Source organism: Streptomyces sp. NPDC056486 (assembly GCF_042795295.1).
Classification (GTDB): domain Bacteria; phylum Actinomycetota; class Actinomycetes; order Streptomycetales; family Streptomycetaceae; genus Streptomyces.
Window position 1 is genome coordinate 1 of record NZ_JBHTSF010000081.1, and the last position, 18,516, is coordinate 18,516.

16 protein-coding genes and 1 tRNA gene are annotated in these 18,516 nt (G+C 70.5%); 13 read left to right on the forward strand and 4 right to left on the reverse strand.

The window, feature by feature from the left end; genetic code table 11:
* Positions 1-57: 57 nt before the first annotated feature.
* The gene (gene murA / locus ACFQ7F_RS27590; protein ID WP_383275526.1) at positions 58-1,401 is read right to left on the reverse strand and encodes a UDP-N-acetylglucosamine 1-carboxyvinyltransferase; all 1,344 of its coding nucleotides are present in this window, start codon (positions 1,399-1,401) and stop codon (positions 58-60) included.
* A gap of 245 nt (positions 1,402-1,646) precedes the next feature.
* On the opposite strand from murA, the gene ACFQ7F_RS27595 reads away from it, so the two are divergent.
* The 13 genes from ACFQ7F_RS27595 (at position 1,647) to ACFQ7F_RS27655 (ending at position 13,904) form a co-directional block, all read left to right on the forward strand.
* Positions 1,647-2,270, forward strand: a complete 624-nt coding sequence (locus ACFQ7F_RS27595; RefSeq protein ID WP_383275529.1) for a YqgE/AlgH family protein — start codon at positions 1,647-1,649, stop codon at positions 2,268-2,270.
* Between the two features lie 167 nt (positions 2,271-2,437).
* Complete coding sequence (locus ACFQ7F_RS27600; RefSeq protein ID WP_383275532.1) at positions 2,438-2,752, forward strand: hypothetical protein; 315 nt, start codon at positions 2,438-2,440, stop codon at positions 2,750-2,752.
* Positions 2,749-4,047 carry a putative T7SS-secreted protein gene (locus ACFQ7F_RS27605; protein WP_383275535.1) on the forward strand — a complete coding sequence of 433 codons (1,299 nt, stop codon included), beginning with the start codon at positions 2,749-2,751 and terminating at the stop codon, positions 4,045-4,047. Before ACFQ7F_RS27600 ends, ACFQ7F_RS27605 begins: the two co-directional genes overlap by 4 nt.
* Positions 4,048-4,059: 12 nt before the next feature.
* Entirely contained in the window at positions 4,060-4,641 is a 582-nt protein-coding gene (locus ACFQ7F_RS27610; RefSeq protein ID WP_383275538.1) for a hypothetical protein, read from the forward strand.
* Positions 4,638-5,399, forward strand: a complete 762-nt coding sequence (locus ACFQ7F_RS27615; RefSeq protein WP_383275541.1) for a hypothetical protein — start codon at positions 4,638-4,640, stop codon at positions 5,397-5,399. Before ACFQ7F_RS27610 ends, ACFQ7F_RS27615 begins: the two co-directional genes overlap by 4 nt.
* Entirely contained in the window at positions 5,396-5,944 is a 549-nt protein-coding gene (locus ACFQ7F_RS27620; protein WP_383275544.1) for a hypothetical protein, read from the forward strand. The genes ACFQ7F_RS27615 and ACFQ7F_RS27620 overlap by 4 nt, the downstream gene beginning before the upstream one ends.
* A 5-nt stretch (positions 5,945-5,949) precedes the next feature.
* Positions 5,950-6,093: a hypothetical protein gene (locus tag ACFQ7F_RS27625; protein WP_383275547.1), complete on the forward strand. Its 144-nt coding sequence runs from the start codon at positions 5,950-5,952 to the stop codon at positions 6,091-6,093.
* A 114-nt stretch (positions 6,094-6,207) separates the two neighbouring features.
* Positions 6,208-6,516, forward strand: coding sequence for a DUF3039 domain-containing protein (locus ACFQ7F_RS27630; protein WP_383275550.1), 309 nt, complete (start codon positions 6,208-6,210; stop codon positions 6,514-6,516).
* A gap of 119 nt (positions 6,517-6,635) precedes the next feature.
* Complete coding sequence (locus ACFQ7F_RS27635; RefSeq protein ID WP_383275553.1) at positions 6,636-8,267, forward strand: beta-N-acetylhexosaminidase; 1,632 nt, start codon at positions 6,636-6,638, stop codon at positions 8,265-8,267.
* A 297-nt stretch (positions 8,268-8,564) separates the two neighbouring features.
* The gene (locus ACFQ7F_RS27640) at positions 8,565-9,467 is read left to right on the forward strand and encodes an FAD binding domain-containing protein (RefSeq protein ID WP_383275556.1); all 903 of its coding nucleotides are present in this window, start codon (positions 8,565-8,567) and stop codon (positions 9,465-9,467) included.
* Positions 9,464-11,050 (forward strand): 2Fe-2S iron-sulfur cluster-binding protein, encoded by a 1,587-nt coding sequence (locus ACFQ7F_RS27645; protein WP_383275559.1) that lies wholly within the window; start codon positions 9,464-9,466, stop codon positions 11,048-11,050. The genes ACFQ7F_RS27640 and ACFQ7F_RS27645 overlap by 4 nt, the downstream gene beginning before the upstream one ends.
* A complete protein-coding gene (locus tag ACFQ7F_RS27650) occupies positions 11,047-13,359 on the forward strand; it encodes a xanthine dehydrogenase family protein molybdopterin-binding subunit (RefSeq protein WP_383275562.1) in 2,313 nt (770 codons plus the stop codon). The genes ACFQ7F_RS27645 and ACFQ7F_RS27650 overlap by 4 nt, the downstream gene beginning before the upstream one ends.
* A gap of 20 nt (positions 13,360-13,379) precedes the next feature.
* The gene (locus tag ACFQ7F_RS27655) at positions 13,380-13,904 is read left to right on the forward strand and encodes an AAA family ATPase (RefSeq protein WP_383275632.1); all 525 of its coding nucleotides are present in this window, start codon (positions 13,380-13,382) and stop codon (positions 13,902-13,904) included.
* Between the two features lie 66 nt (positions 13,905-13,970).
* Here the strand turns inward: ACFQ7F_RS27655 and ACFQ7F_RS27660 are convergent, their stop codons facing one another.
* The 3 genes from ACFQ7F_RS27660 to ACFQ7F_RS27670 form a co-directional block, all read right to left on the reverse strand.
* Positions 13,971-17,243, reverse strand: coding sequence for a S8 family serine peptidase (locus ACFQ7F_RS27660; protein WP_383275635.1), 3,273 nt, complete (start codon positions 17,241-17,243; stop codon positions 13,971-13,973).
* A 272-nt stretch (positions 17,244-17,515) separates the two neighbouring features.
* A tRNA-Cys gene (locus ACFQ7F_RS27665) sits at positions 17,516-17,587 on the reverse strand.
* A 187-nt stretch (positions 17,588-17,774) separates the two neighbouring features.
* Positions 17,775-18,071 (reverse strand): hypothetical protein, encoded by a 297-nt coding sequence (locus ACFQ7F_RS27670; RefSeq protein ID WP_383275565.1) that lies wholly within the window; start codon positions 18,069-18,071, stop codon positions 17,775-17,777.
* Positions 18,072-18,516: the final 445 nt, after the last annotated feature.

Here is an 18,516-nt window from a genome sequence, read left to right on the forward strand (position 1 = left end):
GGCCACCCGGTTGGGTGGCCGCCCCTTCTGCATGCGTTCAGCGTGCCTGTGGAGGCGTCAGGCGAGCGTGGCCCGCCCCGGCAGCTCCACCTTCGCGCCGAGCTCCACGAGCTTGTCCATGAAGTTCTCGTAGCCGCGGTTGATCAGGTCGATGCCGTGGACACGGGACGTGCCCTGCGCCGCCAGAGCCGCGATCAGGTACGAGAAGCCGCCGCGCAGGTCGGGGATGACCAGATCGGCGCCCTGGAGCTTCGTGGGGCCGCTGACGACCGCCGAGTGGAGGAAGTTGCGCTGGCCGAAGCGGCAGTCGGAGCCGCCCAGGCACTCCCGGTAGAGCTGGATGTGTGCGCCCATCTGGTTGAGCGCGGAGGTGAAGCCCAGACGGGACTCGTAGACCGTCTCGTGGACGATGGAGAGGCCAGCGGCCTGCGTCAGGGCGACGACCAGGGGCTGCTGCCAGTCCGTCTGGAAGCCGGGGTGCACGTCCGTCTCCAGGGCGATCGCGTTGAGCGAGCCGCCCGGGTGCCAGAAGCGGATGCCCTCGTCGTCGATCTCGAAGGCACCGCCCACCTTCCGGTAGGTGTTCAAAAACGTCATCATCGAGCGCTGCTGGGCGCCGCGGACGTAGATGTTGCCTTCGGTCGCCAGGGCCGCGGAAGCCCAGGAGGCGGCCTCCAGGCGGTCCGAGAGGGCGTGGTGGTTGTAGCCGCCCAGGCTGTCGACGCCGGTGACCCTTATGGTCCTGTCGGTGTCCATCGCGATGATCGCGCCCATTTTCTGCAGAACGCAGATCAGGTCTTCGATCTCGGGTTCGACGGCGGCGTTCGAGAGCTCGGTGACGCCTTCCGCCAGGACGGCGGTCAGCAGGACCTGCTCGGTGGCGCCGACGGACGGGTACGGCAGCTGGATCTTCGTGCCGCGGAGCCGCTGCGGGGCCTCCAGGTACTGGCCGCCCTCGCGCTTCTCGATGGTGGCGCCGAACTGGCGGAGCACCTCGAAGTGGAAGTCGATGGGCCGGCCGCCGATGTCGCAGCCGCCGAGGCCGGGGATGAAGGCATGGCCCAGGCGGTGCAGGAGCGGCCCGCAGAACAGGATCGGGATCCGCGAGGAGCCCGCGTGCGCGTCGATGTCCGCGACGTTGGCGCTCTCCACGTGCGAGGGGTCCATGACCAGCTCGCCCGGCTCCTCACCGGGGCGGACCGTGACGCCATGCAGCTGCAGGAGTCCGCGTACGACGCGGACGTCGCGGATGTCGGGGACATTGCGCAGCCTGCTCGGAGCGCTGCCGAGCAGCGCGGCGACCATGGCCTTGGGCACGAGGTTCTTCGCGCCGCGGACACGGATCTCGCCCTCCAGCGGGGTTCCGCCGTGGACAAGCAGTACATCGTCGGTGACGGTCATGAATCTCGCGTTCCGATTGGATGGACGGGTGGACCAAAGGGCAAGGGTAATGGGCGAGTACCCCCCTTCCGTAAGGCTAAGGACGCGCGGAACGCGTCAGGAGTTCGCGACAACACGAAACGTTCGGAACTGGACACTCCGGGTCACTACCGAAAGTGTGCGCTCCGGCCGCTTCAGTGCGCCCCTGAGCTGCATTCACTCCGGTAAGCGCATTGCCTCCCCCCGCGGGGCAAAGATGCGGGATCATGTCGTTCATGACCGAGGTGTCCTCGCTCACAGGGCGGCTGCTCGTGGCCACGCCTGCCCTGGCGGACCCGAACTTCGACCGCGCGGTGGTGCTGCTCCTCGACCACGACGAGGAGGGCTCGCTCGGCGTGGTCCTCAACCGGCCCACGCCGGTGGACGTCGCGGACATCCTGGAGGGCTGGGGCGATCTGGCCGGCGCGCCGGGAGTCGTCTTCCAGGGCGGCCCCGTCTCGCTCGACTCCGCGCTCGGCGTCGCGGTGATCCCCGGCGACGAGGGCTCCGCCCCCTCCGCCCCCGGCTCCCGGCCGAGGCCGCGGCCGGTCAGAGGTGAGCCGATCGGCTGGCGCCGCGTGCACGGCGCGATCGGCCTGGTCGACCTGGACACGCCCCCCGAGCTCCTGGCGCCCGCGCTCGGCTCGCTGCGGATCTTCGCCGGGTACGCGGGCTGGGGCCCGGGTCAGCTGGAGGACGAACTCGTCGAAGGCGCCTGGTACGTGGTCGAGTCCGAGCCCGGCGACGTCTCGTCACCGGACCCCGAGCGGCTGTGGCGCGCGGTCCTTCGCCGGCAGCGCAGCGAGCTTGCGATGGTGGCGACGTATCCGGATGATCCATCGCTTAACTGACAGGTCAGCGGCTCAAAACGGTTCCCGGTGGCGCAACCACGAGTCACGCGGATAGCGTCCTGACGCGTACTTGTCGTTTTGCATACGGGGGTTGACCGTGAAGCGCCAATATCCGCCCAAGCTGCCTGCCGTCGCGGTGGGTTCGTACGCCTGGGGGGTCTGAGTCAGTGTCGGACAGAACTAAGTACGACCTCGACCTCATCAAGGACTGCTCGGAGTCGCTCTACCGCATCCACCGTGAGTTCAAGGAGAACGGCGACCCCTCCGATGGCTACGAGAAGGACTTGGGCAGCGACAAGCTGCGCGAGATCTTCGACGACTTTTCCAGCACCTGGAAGAAGACGCGCAAGAAGCTGAACAAGGACATCGAGAACCTCGCCAAGATCACGGCCGATGCGGCCAAGGCGTACGAGGACATCGATCACGAGCTCGCCAACGCGCTCCGGGACGCCAAGAAGAGTGACAAGAAGGGCACGAAGTGAGCGGGCGGCCGACTGACTGGACTCCTCTCTACGACTCCGATCCCGTACCGGGCGATCCCTACGAGGTCGCCCGCCTGGGCAAGAAGCTGCGCGGCATGGCGGAGGAGATCGACAAGCAGGCGCGCAACATCAAGGCGCTCGCGTCGGTGGAGAGTTGGGACAGTGACGCGGGGCGTGCCTTCCACGAGGTCGCGGGCGACACCGCGGGGCGCTTGAAGAAGGCGTTCGACCGCTATGACGAGGCCGCCGACGCCTTGGGCACCAAGGTCAGGGAGGGCGAGTCGAAGGAGTACGCCAGCGAGCTGCACCGCGCACAGCGCATGGCGGACAAGGCACTTGAGGAGTTCCGTACGGCGGAGACGGAGCAGAAGTCCGCGCTCAAGGAGCTGGACAAGACCGAGGGGACGGTGCCCTCCTCCAAGGAGGACTCGGTCGACCGGACGAAGCAGCAGAAGAAGCGCGACGACGCCACGACGATCATGGCGCAGCACCGCGGCAAGATCATGGAAGCGGTCGAGATCCGTGACGACGCCGCGAGTGCGGCGGCCAAGAAGATCAAGAACGTCATCCACCACGACGGGGTCAGGGACCCCGGTGGGTTCATGAACTGGATCGCGGATCACGCGGACTGGTTCACGGCCGCGGCGACGGTCCTCGCGGTGGCGGCCCTCGTGGCGGCGATCGTCCTCTCGGGCGGCACGCTGGCGATCGTCCTGGTCGGTGTCGGGGCCGCGATGAGTGCCACGGCCCTCTCCGGGCGGTTGTACGACGTCTTCGCGCGCGGCGGGAAACTGGACCTGATGGCGATCGGCATCGACGTCCTCGGCATCATCCCCGGTCTCGGCGCCCTGAAGGGGCTCACCGCGGCCGCCAAGGGTGCCCGCCTCGCCGGTGCGGGCAAAGGCGTCTGGGGCGCGTTCACCAACGGCTTCGCCGTGAAGAACATCAACAAGGGCGTCGGCTTCGCCTCCAAGATGCTCGCCAAGCGGGGCATCACCACGCCGAAGCTGCCGGCCGGGGGCTGGAACCCGGAGGTCGTCACCCGCTACATCAAGGGTGCGGCGCTCGGGAACCTGTACGTGAAGTCGATCATGAGGCTGAAGGAGGCGGCGGGCGAGCCCGACGACCGCCCCCACACCGTCACCCCGAACCCGGGCCCAGGACCGAGGCCGAGCGCGCCGCCGACCACGCCGTCGACTCCCACGACGCCGACACCGACGCCGTCCCCGAGGCCGGGTCCGAGTCCGAGCCCCTCCTCGTCGTCGTTCCACTCCTCGCTGGCCCCGGCCGGGTAGGGAGCGGGGCTGATGATCGAGTACGACGCCCTGGGGCGCGGCACGTTCGTCGACGACAGCGGGACCGAGCACGAGTTGGTTCCGTCGTCGGTCATCGCCGCCGTGCCCGAGGCGCGGGAGGCGGCGCAGGCGTACGGGCGTGCGGTGCGGTTCGACTTCCTCGACGACCGGGCCGTGCACCGGCTGCTGTACCAGCGGCGCAGGGACACGGAGAAGGGGAGCCTTGTCGGTTGCTTCCTCGCCGTCCCGATCTTCGTCTTCGGGGTCGGCGCGTGGCCGTTCTGGGATCTCGTCGCGTCCCTGAGACCCAGGCCGTTCCAGATCGCCTTCTTCTGCGTGGACGCGCTGATCCTGCTGGCTTCGGTCCTGGTCGCCTACCGCCTGCGCGGCCCCGATGCGGCCGACCCGTCCCTGCGGAACATGCGCTGCAGGGTCCGCCTCTACCGGAAGATCGTCGGCATCGCCCGCAGGGGCGGTGCCGACATCCCCGCCCTGTACCCGTACTACGGCATGTACGCGACCTCCCGGAAGTTCTTCCCCGAGGCCCCCGAACTCCCCATTCCACCGCTCCCGGAAAGCAACGGCGCCAAGTGACCACGGAATCCCCCGCAGCCACGGCCTCCCAAGTGGCCCCTCCCTACGAGCCGTTGCGGTTCGAGGCGACGATCCCGGCGCAGAATGCCGGGCCCGACGCCGATGCCGACACCCGTATCGACTCCGACGGCATCCACGTCCGCTGGGTGATGCCGGAGATCTTCCACGACCTCCCCCTCCACGAGGAGGACGAGGACGAAGGGGCCCGCCTCCTGGAGGAGCTCGCGGCGAAGGCGCTGCCCGGCGCCGAGGACGAGGACCTGCTCAAGCTCGCCGTCATCTGCGCGCTCGGCATCGACGATCTGCTGGATGCCGGGGCCGAGTACGCGGCCATCGCCGTGGGCGCGGTCGGCGACGACCCGTGCAGCGCCACGGTCTTCGCGTCCCTGATCGACAGCCCCGAGGACGAGGACGCGGACGCCCTGGCGGCGATCGCGTCGAGCCTGCGCCGCGCCGACGCGGGCGAGGTCACGGAGATCGTGCTGCCGTGCGGCCCCGCGGTGTCCTGCGTGGGCACGCGGATCGACAAGGTCACCGGTGAGCTGACCGAGTCCCCGGACGGCATCAGGATCCCGACGTCGTTCATCCGCGTCCATGTCCCGCTGCCGAACGGGACGACGCTGGTGATGGAGCTGGGAACGCCCACGCAGGTCGGCTGGGACGAGTTCTCCACGATGTTCGGCAACATCGTGAGCAGCATCCGCCTGTACGAGGCCGACGGCGAGCCGCTGATCATCCCGGACCGGGACGCGGAGTGAGCGACGCCGTGGAGCCGCCGTCGGACTACCGGATGCTCGTACCCCGTGACTGGTTCCGCGTCGACCTGACGCAGGAGCGGTGGCGCGGCCAGCTCAAGACGTTCGTGGACCGCGAGGCCGCGGGCGGCAGCGCGCCCGACGAGACACGGCGCTCCCTCTGGACGACCCTGCGCAACATCGCCGAACGCGGGGCGGCGGACGGCGCCTTGGAGTTCTACCTCAAGACCGAGACACCGGGCGGCACGGCCTTCCCCGCCTCGTTGATGGTCTCGCTGCTCCCCACGCCTCCTGGGCTCGCCCCTGAGGTGCGGGAGTTGGCGGAGACGCTCGCGGGGCGCAGGGGGGAGGCGTCGAAGGTCGAGGCGGTGGAGCTGCCGGCGGGCGAGACGGTCCGTGCGGTGACGGACGCGACGCTGGACTTCCATGTGCGGATGCCCGGCGGCGTGGGCTATTTGATCCTCGCGTTCTCCGTGCCGTTGAGCGGCACGGAAGGTCCCATGGGCGACCTGTGCGAGGCGATCGCGTACTCGTTGAGATGGGTGTGAGAGAGATGGCCGAGGAAGAGGAAAAGGCGACCGGTGAGGGGGAGCCCGCGAAGTCGTCGGGCTCCGAGGGATTCACCTTCACGGACTGGCTGGAAGGGGCCGTGATCCTCGTCATGGTCGGTGCGCTGGTGTACAAGTTCGTGGGCTGATTTACGGGTTTTCGACTGGTTTGTGCACATGTCGAGGAGATATCGCCCGGAGAGCGGGGGTGGGCCCGCCCGGGCGATGCCCGGACGCGGTCGGCGTAGGTACCCTTGGATGCCATGAGCACTCTTGAGCCCGAGCCCGAGCGCGGGGCAGGTACGGGGACCCTCGTTGAACCGACGCCGCAGGTGTCGAGCGGTGACGGCGACCACGAGCGCTTCGCGCACTATGTCCAGAAGGACAAGATCATGGCGAGCGCGCTCGACGGTACGCCCGTCGTCGCGCTCTGCGGCAAGGTGTGGGTGCCGGGTCGTGACCCGAAGAAGTACCCCGTCTGTCCCATGTGCAAGGAGATCTACGAGTCCATGAGCGCCGGTGGCGACAAGGACAAGGGCGGCAACGACGGCAAGGGCGGCGGCAAGAAGTAGCCTCCCGGAGCTTCCCGGTCCGGCGCTTTCCGGCGCGGCCATGACCCTCTTCGCGACGGGGCGTTGCGTGTACCGCAACGCCCCTTTTGCGTTGCGCAATGGCGTGGCAGCCTCGCCGCATGACCTTGACCTTTGAGGAACTGATCCCGGCGCCCTCACACGCCGAAGGACCGCACACCGAAGGCTTCCTCCTCAACTCCTCGACCGCGCTCCGGGCCGCCCCCGGCACCGAGTCCACCGAGCGCTGGCTGCGCTCCACCCTCGGTGGCGCGCTCGGCCTGCCCCTGGCACCCGGCGACGGCAGCGCCGATGGCGCCGTCTCGCTGGAGATCGACGACTCCCTCGCGCCCGAGGCGTACCGGCTCACCGTGGGGGAGCGGGGCATCGATATCGTCGGCGGCGCGGCCCCCGGCGTCTTCTGGGGCGCGCAGACCCTGCGCCAGCTCATCGGCGCGGACGCCTTCCGCCGTGCCCCCCTGCGGGCCGGGGTTCCGCACACCGTCCCGGGATGCCTCATCGAGGACAGCCCCCGCTTCCGGTGGCGCGGCATGATGCTCGACGTGGCCAGGCACTTCATGCCCAAGGACGGCGTCCTGCGCTATCTGGACCTGCTCGCCGCCCACAAGCTGAACGTCTTCCACTTCCACCTCTCCGACGACCAGGGCTGGCGCATCGAGATCAAGCGCTATCCGAAGCTGACGGAGGTCGGGTCGTGGCGGCCGCGCTCGAAGTGGGGTCACCGCGCCTCCGAGTTGTGGAACGACACCCCGCACGGCGGCTACTACACGCAGGACGACATCCGCGAGATCGTCGCGTACGCCCATGAGCGGCACATCGCCGTCGTACCCGAGATCGACATCCCCGGGCACTCGCAGGCCGCCATCGCCGCCTACCCGGAGCTCGGCAACACCGACGTCGTCGACACCGCGTCGCTCGGCGTCTGGGACACCTGGGGCGTCAACCCCAACGTCCTCGCCCCGACCGAGAACACCCTCCGCTTCTACGAGGGGGTGTTCGAGGAAGTGCTCGAGCTCTTCCCCTCCACCTTCATCCATGTCGGCGGAGATGAATGTCCCAAGGACCAGTGGAAGGCGTCGCCCACCGCGCAGGCCCGCATCAAGGAGCTGGGGGTCGGTGACGAGGACGGTCTGCAGAGCTGGTTCATCCGGCACTTCGACACCTGGCTGACATCGCGCGGGCGCCGTCTCATCGGCTGGGACGAAATCCTCGAAGGCGGCCTCGCGGACGGCGCCACCGTCTCCTCCTGGCGCGGATACGGGGGCGGTATCGCGGCGGCCAAGGCGGGGCACGACGTCGTCATGTGCCCCGAGCAGCAGGTGTACCTCGACCACCGGCAGGGCGGCGGCGCCGACGAGCCCGTGCCCATCGGCTTCGTCCGCACCCTTGAGGACGTCTACCGCTTCGAGCCGCTGCCGTCGCAGCTCACCGCCGACGAGGCCCGGCACGTGCTCGGCACCCAGGCCAACGTCTGGACCGAGGTGATGGAGCACCACGCACGCGTGGACTACCAGGTGTTCCCGCGTCTTGCCGCACTCGCCGAGGTCGCCTGGAGCACGCTCCCGGCATCCGCCGAGCGCGACTTCGCGGACTTCGAGCGGCGAATGGTCCCGCACTACGCGCGACTTGACGCGCTCGGCGTCGACTACCGCCCGCCCGGCGGCCCGTTGCCGTGGCAGCAGCGCCCGGGTGTGCTCGGACGCCCGATCGACGGGGTGCCCCCGAACGTGTGAGGAGGAGCCCGTAGCCGGTGTGTCGGGCTGCCCGCGCTGGGAGCGTGGGCAGCCGGACGAAAGTCGTACAAGGATCACCGAAGAGTGGCAATTCCCGCCGACCGGCGAGGGCATGTGAAATCGGCACAACTCCCTGGTCTGCGGACGAATGACTCCTAGCGGACCCCCGCGCCGAGGGCCGGGGAAGATGTGCCAGAGTTGCCACGTCCGGGCTGTGAACACGTACCGTACGGCGGAACAGGCGTAACGGTGGGTACGGCGAGAAAGCCGCCGGACATCGGGAAGGGGCAGCCGGTTTTGACCACGCACGCACCGCAGGCGGCGCAGAACGCGCAGACGGCGAAGCTGCCTGGGACGCTGGACGAGGCCGTGGAGGCACTCGCCGCGATGCCCGCTGCCGTGCCCGTAGCCGGCGGCACCGACCTCATGGCCTCCGTCAACGCGGGCCTCCTGCGCCCCGCCGCGCTCGTCGGCCTCGGCCGCATCAGCGAGATCCGCGGCTGGCAGTACCAGGACGGCCACGCGCTGCTCGGCGCGGGCCTCACCCACGCACGCGTCGGGCGGCCCGACTTCGCCGCCCTGATCCCCGCGCTCGCCGCGGCCGCACGCGCCGCGGGACCCCCGCAGATCCGCAACGCGGGCACCCTCGGCGGCAACATCGCCACGGCGGGACCGACCGGCGACACCCTGCCCGTCCTCGCCGCCCTCGAAGCCGTCCTCATCATCGCGGGCCCGGGCGGCGCACGCCGCGAGGTCCCCGTCTCGCACCTGCTCGCGGGGATGGACATGCTCCGCCCCGGCGAACTCATCGGCTTCGTACGACTGCCGCTCCTGCACGCCCCGCAGGTCTTCCTGAAGGCGACAGGGCGCACGGGCCCGGGCCGCGCCACCGCGTCCGTCGCGCTCGTCCTCGACCCCGCGCGGCGCGGGGTGCGCTGCGCGGTCGGCGCCGTCGCGCCGATGCCGCTGCGGCCCCTGGAGGCCGAGCAGTGGGTCGCCTCGCTGATCGACTGGGACGGCGAGCGGACGATCGTGCCGGAGGCGCTCACGGCCTTCGGCGAGTACGTGGCCGCGGCGTGCATCCCCGACCAGCCTCCGGCACAGGACGGCTCTCCGCAGCCGCTGCCTGCCGCCGTACTGCACCTGCGGCGCACCGTCGCCGCGCTGGCCCGACGAGCACTGGGGAGGGCGCTGTCGTGAGTGACGACCGGACCGATGGAAACGCTGCGAACACCGCCGGCGGCTGGCAGCCGCATCCGCAGGGCGAGTACGACTCGGACGCCACGGCTTTCGTGCAGCTGCCGGAAGGTGCCCTCGACGCCTTCGACCACTCGCCGCTCGCCGCGCCGGGCCACGGTTACGTGCCGCCGCAGATAACGGTCACCCCGACGACGGCCGACGCGACGGACCCGGCCGCCACGGGTATCTGGGCCATGCCGCCCGAGGTGACGGGCGTCCAGAACGTGCAGTGGCCCGCCGCCGGCGGGGTGCCCGCGCCCGCGCCGTCCGGCCACGACGTGCAGGAGCAGGAGCACGCGTACGACCCCCGGGCCACCGGGCAGTGGAGCTTCCAGGAGGCGGAGGGGCACGCGCCCGCCGCCCCTGCCCCCGCCGATGTCACGGGGCAGTGGTCAATCCCTGTCGCCAATGGTGACCTTCCGGATGAATCCGGCGAGTTCACCACGTCCTCGCTCGCCGCGCAGTGGGGCGGCACGCCGCCCGCGACGCTGCCGGGCGGCGCCGCGGCGCCGTGGGCGACGGGTGGCGCGGGCGCGGGTGCGCCATGGTCGGAGCCGGCGCAGCATCCGCATGCCGAGCCGTATCCGCATCCGCATCCGCATGTCGAGCCGCAGCACCAGCAGTACGCCGAGCCGCAGCACCACGAGCCCGTGGCGCCCCCGGAGGCGTTCGTCCCCGAACCGCCGGTCGCGCCTGAGATGCATGTGACGGTGCCCGAGGAGGTCGTGGCGCCCGAGGTGCCCGACGTCCCCGCAGAGCCGGAGCCCGAACCCGAGCCGGAGCCCGAGGCCGAGGCCGAGGTAGCCGAGGCAGATGTCGAAGCGGACACCGAGGCAGAGGCAGAGGCAGAGGCCGAAGCCGAATCCGACCCCGAAGAGGCAGCCGCCGGTACCGTCACCGCCCCGGCCGACGAACACCCCCTCTGCTCCTACGTCCTGCGCGTCAACGGCGCCGACCGCCCCGTCACCGACGCCTGGATCGGCGAGTCGCTGCTCTACGTCCTGCGCGAGCGCCTCGGCCTCGCGGGCGCCAAGGACGGCTGCTCGCAGGGCGAGTGCGGAGCCTGCAACGTCCAGGTGGACGGCCGTCTCGTCGCCTCCTGCCTGGTGCCGGCGGCCACCGCCGCCGGAAGCGAGGTGCGCACCGTCGAGGGCCTCGCCGTCGACGGCAGGCCCTCCGACGTGCAGCGGGCGCTCGCCGCCTGCGGTGCCGTCCAGTGCGGCTTCTGCGTACCGGGCATGGCGATGACCGTGCACGACCTGCTCGAAGGCAACCCCGCCCCGTCCGACCTGGAGGCCCGCCGCGCCCTGTGCGGCAACCTGTGCCGCTGCTCCGGCTACCGGGGCGTGCTCGACGCCGTGCAGGAAGTGGTCGCCGAGCGTGAGGCGTCCGCATCCGCGTCCGCCGCCGAGCCGTCGGCCCAGGGCGACCCGGGCGAGGCGCGCATCCCGCACCAGGCTGGACCCGGCGCCGGAGGGGTCAACCCGACGGCGCGGGGCGGATCGTACGAAGGACCTTACGGACAGGACGGAGGCCAGGCGTGAGCAACGAAGCCGCGGCGACGGCGCACACCGCGACCGCAGTGGAGACGCAGCCGGGCCCCGAGCCGCTGCCGCACGGCATCGGCGCCTCGCTGCCGTCCGCCGAGTCCCGCGCCAAGACGGAGGGCACGTTCCCCTACGCGTCCGACCTGTGGGCGGAGGGGCTGCTGTGGGCGGCCGTCCTGCGCTCGCCGCACGCGCACGCGCGCATCGTCTCGATCGACACGTCCCAGGCGCGCGAGATGCCGGGCGTGCGCTCCGTCGTCACGCACGAGGACGTGCCGGGCGAGGCGCTGCACGGCCGCAAGACGGCGGACCGTCCGGTCTTCGCGTCCGACGTCGTACGCCACCACGGCGAGCCCATCGCCGCAGTGGCCGCCGACCACCCCGACACGGCGCGGATGGCCGCCGCCGCCATCTTCGTCGAGTACGAAGTCATGGAGCCGGTCACCGACCCGGAGAAGGCGTTCGCGGCCGAACCCCTGCACCCCGACGGCAACTTGATCCGGCACATCCCGCTGCGGCACGGCGACCCGGAAGCGGCGGGCGAGCTCGTCGTCGAGGGCCTGTACCGCATCGGCCGCCAGGACCCGGCGCCGATCGGCGCGGAGGCGGGGCTCGCGGTGCCGCGCCCCGACGGGGGCGTGGAGCTGTACATCGCCTCCACCGACCCGCACACCGACCGCGACATGGCCGCGTCCTGCTTCGGCATCGACCCGGAGATCGTGAAGGTCGTCGTGACCGGTGTCCCCGGCGCGACCGCCGACCGCGAGGACGCCAGCTTCCACCTGCCCCTCGGTCTGCTCGCGCTGACGACGGGCTGCCCGGTGAAGCTGACGGCGACCCGCGAGGAGTCCTTCCTGGGTCACGCCCACCGCCACCCGACGCTGCTCCGCTACCGCCATCACGCGGACGCCGAGGGCAGGTTGGTGAAGGTGGAGGCGCAGGTCCTGCTCGACGCGGGTGCGTACGCGGACACGTCGTCGGACGCGCTCGCCGCCGCCGTCTCCTTCGCCTGCGGTCCGTACGTCGTCCCGAACGCCTTCATCGAGGGCTGGGCGGTGCGCACGAACAATCCGCCGTCCGGACACGTCCGGGGCGAGGGCGCCATGCAGGTGTGCACGGCGTACGAAGCCCAAATGGACAAGATCGCAAAGAAGTTGGGCATCGACCCGGCGGAGCTGCGGCTGCGCAACGCGATGGCCACCGGTGACATCCTGCCCACAGGACAGACGGTGACGTGCCCGGCCCCCGTGGCCGAACTCCTCGGCGCCGTACGGGACTTCCCCCTCCCCGAGCTGCCCAAGGACACCCCCGAGGAAGACTGGCTGCTGCCGGGCGGCCCCGAGGGCGCGGGCGAACCTGCCGCGGTGCGCCGGGGTGTCGGCTACGGCCTCGGCATGGTCCAACTCCTGGGCGCGGAAGGCACGGACGAGGTCTCCACGGCCACGGTGAAGGTCCACGACGGCATCGCGACGGTCATCTGCGCGGCGGTCGAGACGGGCCAGGGCTTCTCGACGCTCGCCCGCCAGATCGTCCAGGAGACGCTCGGCATCGACGACGTCCGCGTGGCCCCCGTCGACACGGACCAGCCCCCGGCGGGACCGAGCTGCCACGGCCGTCACACGTGGGTGTCGGGCGGCGCGGTGGAGCGCGCGGCGAAGATGGTCCGCACGCAGCTTCTGCAGCCCCTGGCCCACAAGTTCGGGATGTCCACGGAGCTGCTCCAGATCACCGACGGCAAGATCACCTCGTACGACGGCGTGCTGAGCACGACGGTTACGGAGGCGATGGACGGCAAGGAGCTGTGGGCCACGGCGCAGTGCCGTCCGCACCCGACCGAGCCGTTGGACGAGGCGGGCCAGGGCGACGCGTTCGTCGGGATGGCCTTCTGCGCGATCCGCGCGGTCGTGGACGTGGACGTGGAGATCGGCTCGGTGCGGGTCGTGGAGCTCGCGGTCGCCCAGGACGTGGGCCGCATCCTGAACCCGACCCAGCTGAAGGTACGTATCGAGGCGGGCGTCACACAGGGAGTCGGCGCGGCCCTCACGGAGAACCTCCGTACGCCGCGCGGCCTGGTCCGCCACCCCGACCTCACCGGCTACGCGCTCCCGACCGCCCTGGACACCCCCGACATCCGCATCGTGAAGCTGGTGGAGGAGCGGGACGTGGTCGCGCCCTTCGGCGCGAAGGCGGCGAGCGCGGTGCCGGTGGTGACGACTCCGGCGGCGGTGGCTTCGGCGGTGCGGGCGGCCACGGGCCGGCCGGTGAACAGGCTGCCGATCCGCCCGCAGGCGGCGGTTGCGACGTGACGGTGCCGCTGGTGCCGCCTCTGAGCGGGGTCGTCGTCATCACCGGCATCATGGCCTCGGGCAAGTCCACGGTGGCGCAGGCCCTCGCCGAACGCCTTCCGCGCGCGGCGCACGTGCGGGGCGACGTGTTCCGCCGGATGATCGTGTCGGGCGGCCAGGAGTACGAGCCCGGGGCATCGGACGAGGCGGCGGCTCAACTCCGTCTGCGCTACGGCCTGTCGGCGTCCACGGCCGACGCGTACGCGGCTGCGGGCTTCGTCGCGGTGGTCCAGGACGTCATCCTGGGCGAGGAGTTGAAGACGTACGTGGATCTGCTGCGTACGCGTCCCGTGCACGTGGTCGTCCTCGCTCCGCGCCCGGACGCGGTCGCCGCGCGGGAGGCCGGTCGCGGCAAGACCGGGTACGGGGCGTGGACCGTGGAGGCCCTGGACTCGGGGTTCCGGTCCACGACCCCGAGGATCGGACTCTGGCTGGACAGCTCGGACCTCACGGTCGACGAGACGGTGGACGCGATTCTCGCGGGGCTCGACGAGGCGCGGGCCTAGCGGTTCGGCCCCCCACGACTTGGCGGCCCACCGGGACGGAGCGTCCCGGCGAGCCGCCCGGCCGTACTACTTCCCGAAGTAGGCGTCATAGACGGACAGCGTGGACTTGTTGCCGTCCTTGTCCGTGATCTTCGCGTGGAACGAGACGGCCTTGCCTGCGGGCGGGGTCTTGACCTTGATCTTGCCGCCGCTGACGGTGACCTTCTTCCAGCTCTGGCCGTAGTCGTAAGAGACGTACACAGAAAGGGACTTGAGGTTACCCGCGCCCGCCGCCGAGCCCTGGACCTTCACCGGTACGGACTGGGTCCGGCTCGCCGGAGCCGTGCTGTCCAGCGCCACCTTCGGCGCGAACCGCACCGTGGAGGCGGGGAGTTGGGCGCTCTCGGCCCGCGCCGAGCGGAACGTCCAGCTCGCGTCCACCCGTGACGTCGCCCGCGCCAGCTTTCCGCTGCGCTTCGCGGATGCCGTCAGCCTGTACTCGGCGTCACCCGCAGGGACCTTGAATGTCTCGGCCCCGGTCACCGGATCTTCGTTCTCCGCGATCTTCGTGCCGTTGCGGTACAGCGTGGACTTCGCCGATGAGTAGCGGGACCAGCCCGCGTGACCCTTTCCGTCCGCCATGACGGGGATGCGGCCTCCCAGCTCGTCGCCCTTGCGGAAGATGCCCGTGCCGGAGCCGCCGAGAGCCGGGCCGAAGACGCCGGTGTTGAACGTCTTCCCGTACGTACGCCCCGCCTTGAAGGTCTGCGGCGGGGAGGACTCCCATCTGCCCTCCAGGACCGGCTCGCCCTCCTCGTCGTTGTCGCCGTACTGCTCGAAGTCGATGCCCCACTTCGTCGCACCGAGCGCGGACAGGTGCAGCGTCCTGGTGCGCGGCAGCTTCTGCTCCGGCATGATCCGCGAGATGCCGCCCGCCTCCGGGAGATATCCGGCGGGGGACAGCGAACCCTTGCGGCCTGTGGCCGATGCCCCCATGCCGACCTTCACCGTGGCGAAGTCGGCGGGCTTGAGGTGCTTGGTGTAGCCGGTCGCGAGCTTCTTTACCTTGCCGCCGAGCAGCATGTCGTACTGCGTGTCCGCGCCCTTCGCCCAGGTCCCGAGCCACTGCTGGCCAAGACCGTCGGGGACCTCCGGGCCCAGGTGCGCGGTGCGCAGGCCCTTGAAGGAGTCGGTCATCGGGCCCGACTCATAGCGCGCGTAGGTGTAGCGGGAGTCTGCGCCGATCAGCTTCGCGCCGGGTACCGCGAGTTTGATGTCGACCGGCTTCGCCTTGCGGGCGTCGAGCGTCACCGTCATCTTCTTGTCGACGGTCAGCTTCGGCTGGACGAGCCAGTCGGTGCCCTTGTCGCTGTCGTCCGGGTCGACGTAGATCGACCAGTCCATGAGGTAACTGCCCTTGGCCACCCGCACCTTGGTGGTTCCGGACGCGTCGTACGGGAAGAGGTTGAGGCCCTTGTCGTCTCCGGTGATCGCCGAGAACATCGGCTCGTAGTGCGGCGCGGGCCGTCCGTCGCGGCCGATCGTCTTCAGGGTGACGTCGTACCGCTCGACCTCGCGCTCGACCACGGCCGCCGTGCGGACGGACTGTCCGCCGCCGGTCGCCACGACGTACGCCGTGTACGTGCCGTCGGCCGTCCCGCCCGGCTTGGTGTCGGCCGTCAGGTCGACCGCCGCCGTGCCTCCGGCGGGGACCGTCACCGTCTTCGCGTCGAGCGTGAAGAGGCCGGACGGTGCCGGGGCGCCCTTCGGGTTCGTGGCCGCCACCGCGAGGTCCAGGGTGACGTCCTTGTCGCCGAGGTTGCGGTACGTCACCTTCTTGGTGACCGGCTTGTCGTCGGTGTGCGGCCACTTCTGGAGGCCGTAGTTGAGGGATACGGGCTCCGCGATCACCGTCTGCCCGATGGCCTTGTCAACGGCGATACGTCCCGAACCTTGCTGGTAGGGCGTGTAACCGCTGCTGCCGTCCTTCGTGGACGACGTCAGCGCGCCCTTGAGCTCTGCCGACTTCCAGTCCGGGTGCTGCTGCTTCAGCAGGGCGGCGGCGCCCGCCACGTGCGGGGCCGCCATCGACGTACCGGAGATCGTCAGATAGCCCTCGGGCTTCTGGCCGACCTCCTTCTCGATGACACTGCCGGGCGCGGCAGCGGCCGTGATGTCGACGCCGGGCGCCGTCACGTCGGGCTTGATGGCGCTGTCGCCGACGCGCGGGCCCCGGCTGGAGAAGTCGGCGAGCTTGTCTGCGCCGTCGACCGCGCCGACCGTGAGGGCCGCGTCCGCGCTGCCGGGGGAGCCGATCGTGCCGGGTTCGCCGTCGTTGCCCGCAGAGACGGCGAAGAGGATCCCCTGGTCCTTGGAGAGCTTGTTCACGGCGGCTTCCAGCGGGTCGATGCCGGGCTCGTCGCCGCCGCCGAGGCTGAGGTTGACGATGTCGGCTCCCTGGGCCGCCGCCCAGTCCATGCCCGCGATGATCCCGGAGTCGTCACCCGAGCCCTCGTCGTCGAGGACCTTGCCGTTGAGGAGACTGGCGCCGGGGGCCACGCCCTTGAGCTTGCCGCCGGATTTCGCGCCGGTGCCGGCGCTGGTCGATGCGACGTGCGTGCCATGGCCGTAGTGGTCCTTGGCGTCGGCGGCGGTCGAGAAGTTCTTCTCGGCCGCGATCTGGCCCTTGAGGTCGGGGTGCGTGGCGTCGACGCCCGTGTCCAGGACGGCGATCTTGACGCCTTTGCCGTCGAACCCGGCTTCCCACGCCTTGCCGGTGCCGATCTGCGGCACGCTCTTGTCGAGGTTCACCTTGCGGGTGCCGTCAAGCCAGACGCGGCTGATGCCGGAGGCGCTGTCCTGCTTCCGGGTCACGGCGTCCCACAGGGCGGTGGCGTCCTGCTTCGAGGTCGTGATGGCGTCGGCGTTCAGGGTCTTCAGGCTGCGGCGGACGGTGGTGTCACCGGCGGTGCGGACATCCTGCCGGGCGGCGGCGTCCGCGCCGCCGCCCTTGTAGCCGACGATCAGCTTGATGCCCTTGCGCTGGGCGGTGCGATTCGCCTTCTTGTTCAACTCGGTCGCGTCGAACAGACGTTGATCGATCTTTCCGGTGGCTATCAGACGCCGCGCGTCGGCCGGGATCACCAGCGTGTGGCCCGAGGGCGTGCGGTGCGTCTGTACGGGTATGCGCTCGCGTCCCGTGGCCGGTTGGAATGCGGCGAGGCGGCCGGTGGAGTCGATGGTGACGCGGTCACCGGTGACGAGCGTGAGGCGGTGCTTGGCCCCCGCCGAGGGCGTGAACGCCTCACCGGCCGTCGCCGTGGCGGCGCGGCCCACCTTCGCCGACGCAGGGCTGGTCATGCCCGCCGCGAGGGCCACGGCGGCTGCCGTGGCGATGGTGGCCGCGCACGCTCTCTTCGCTCTCTTCGCGCTCTTTGCGTGGATACGCAATTCTCCCCCTGGAGTCGAGGTGCTGAAGTGCTGCCCTCGGAGTATGTGGGGGAGTGGTGGCGGGGGTGAACTCTGTTACGTGACTGTGCAGTTGGGGCTATTCGGTCTGTCTTGTGGGCCGCCCGGCCCATGACGAAGGGGTGGCCCCGGACGGGACCACCCCTTGATCTCTTGCTCATTTGAGGCCGTGGCGGGAATCGAACCCGCGTTACTGGCTTTGCAGGCCAGCCCCTAAGCCACTCGGGCACACGGCCAAGTCGTTGTCGATGACCTGACTCTTCGAAGGTAGCCGTGACCGGCGGATTCGCTCAAGGGATCTTCCCCTGCTGCAACGGGACTGCCATACGGCGTTCATGATTCGGTGCGGGAGGCGGGGGCGGCGCCGGGGACGCTGTCGGGGACGGGGACCCACGCGTAGGCGAGGTTCAGGGGTGCGCAGGATTATGGCGCGGTCGGCTGGTCCTTGCCGGTCGGCTTGTGCAGGTCCTCGTAGGAGTCGTAGCCGTGCTTCTCGTTGAGGGCGTCGAGGTCGATCGCGCCGGAGGCGACGAGCTGGGCCAGTTCGCGGCGGGCCTCGGCGCGTACGGAGCGCTGCCTGATGCCGGCGAGTGTTTGGCTCACGGTGTCCTTCTTGGTCGCCGCGCCCAGGATCTTCTGGGCCTCGGCGAGCAGCGGGCCGGGGTCTCCCCCTATTGATTGGCGTGGTTGTTGTGGGTGGGTGGCTGAGCGAGCCTCCATCCCGTGTGGGCGTGCTCGGGTCGGTGGGGGCTGGCTTTCGTCGGCTGATCCACGTACGGGCCCCGATTGAGCAATCCCTCTCCACGACACACAACCAAGGGCCAAGGGCCAATGGCCCGTACCGCCCCTCCAACCGCGACCCCCGCCAGGTGTGCCGAAAGGCGGCAGCAACAGGGGCGGGTGGGGCGCGGGTGGGACCTCATGGGGGCCATTGCAAGAAAGTCCCACTCCCTCCCCGCATAACCCCAGCTCACCGCCGGAACAGGTGGGACTTTTCTGCAATGGACGCCCATCGGCGCCGGAAGGCGGCCGGGTGATGGTGAGCGGTGGTTCGGGGGTGAGGAGGGGCGGTCCGCGATGGCGATCGACGGTGAGGGGCCGGGTGGTGACGTCCAGCGGGGGACGGGTGGCGGCCGTATCCCTTCGCCGCCGTCGTCGTTGCTGC

Bases quoted from the DNA above. Each gene is read 5' to 3' on its own strand.
- murA (WP_383275526.1), bottom strand. From the start codon at position 1,401: ATGACCGTCACCGACGATGTACTGCTTGTCCACGGCGGAACCCCGCTG.
- ACFQ7F_RS27595 (WP_383275529.1), top strand. From the start codon at position 1,647: ATGTCGTTCATGACCGAGGTGTCCTCGCTCACAGGGCGGCTGCTCGTG.
- ACFQ7F_RS27610 (WP_383275538.1), top strand. From the start codon at position 4,060: ATGATCGAGTACGACGCCCTGGGGCGCGGCACGTTCGTCGACGACAGC.
- ACFQ7F_RS27625 (WP_383275547.1), top strand. From the start codon at position 5,950: ATGGCCGAGGAAGAGGAAAAGGCGACCGGTGAGGGGGAGCCCGCGAAG.
- ACFQ7F_RS27630 (WP_383275550.1), top strand. From the start codon at position 6,208: ATGAGCACTCTTGAGCCCGAGCCCGAGCGCGGGGCAGGTACGGGGACC.
- ACFQ7F_RS27635 (WP_383275553.1), top strand. From the start codon at position 6,636: ATGACCTTGACCTTTGAGGAACTGATCCCGGCGCCCTCACACGCCGAA.
- ACFQ7F_RS27660 (WP_383275635.1), bottom strand. From the start codon at position 17,243: ATGACCAGCCCTGCGTCGGCGAAGGTGGGCCGCGCCGCCACGGCGACG.
- ACFQ7F_RS27670 (WP_383275565.1), bottom strand. From the start codon at position 18,071: ATGGAGGCTCGCTCAGCCACCCACCCACAACAACCACGCCAATCAATA.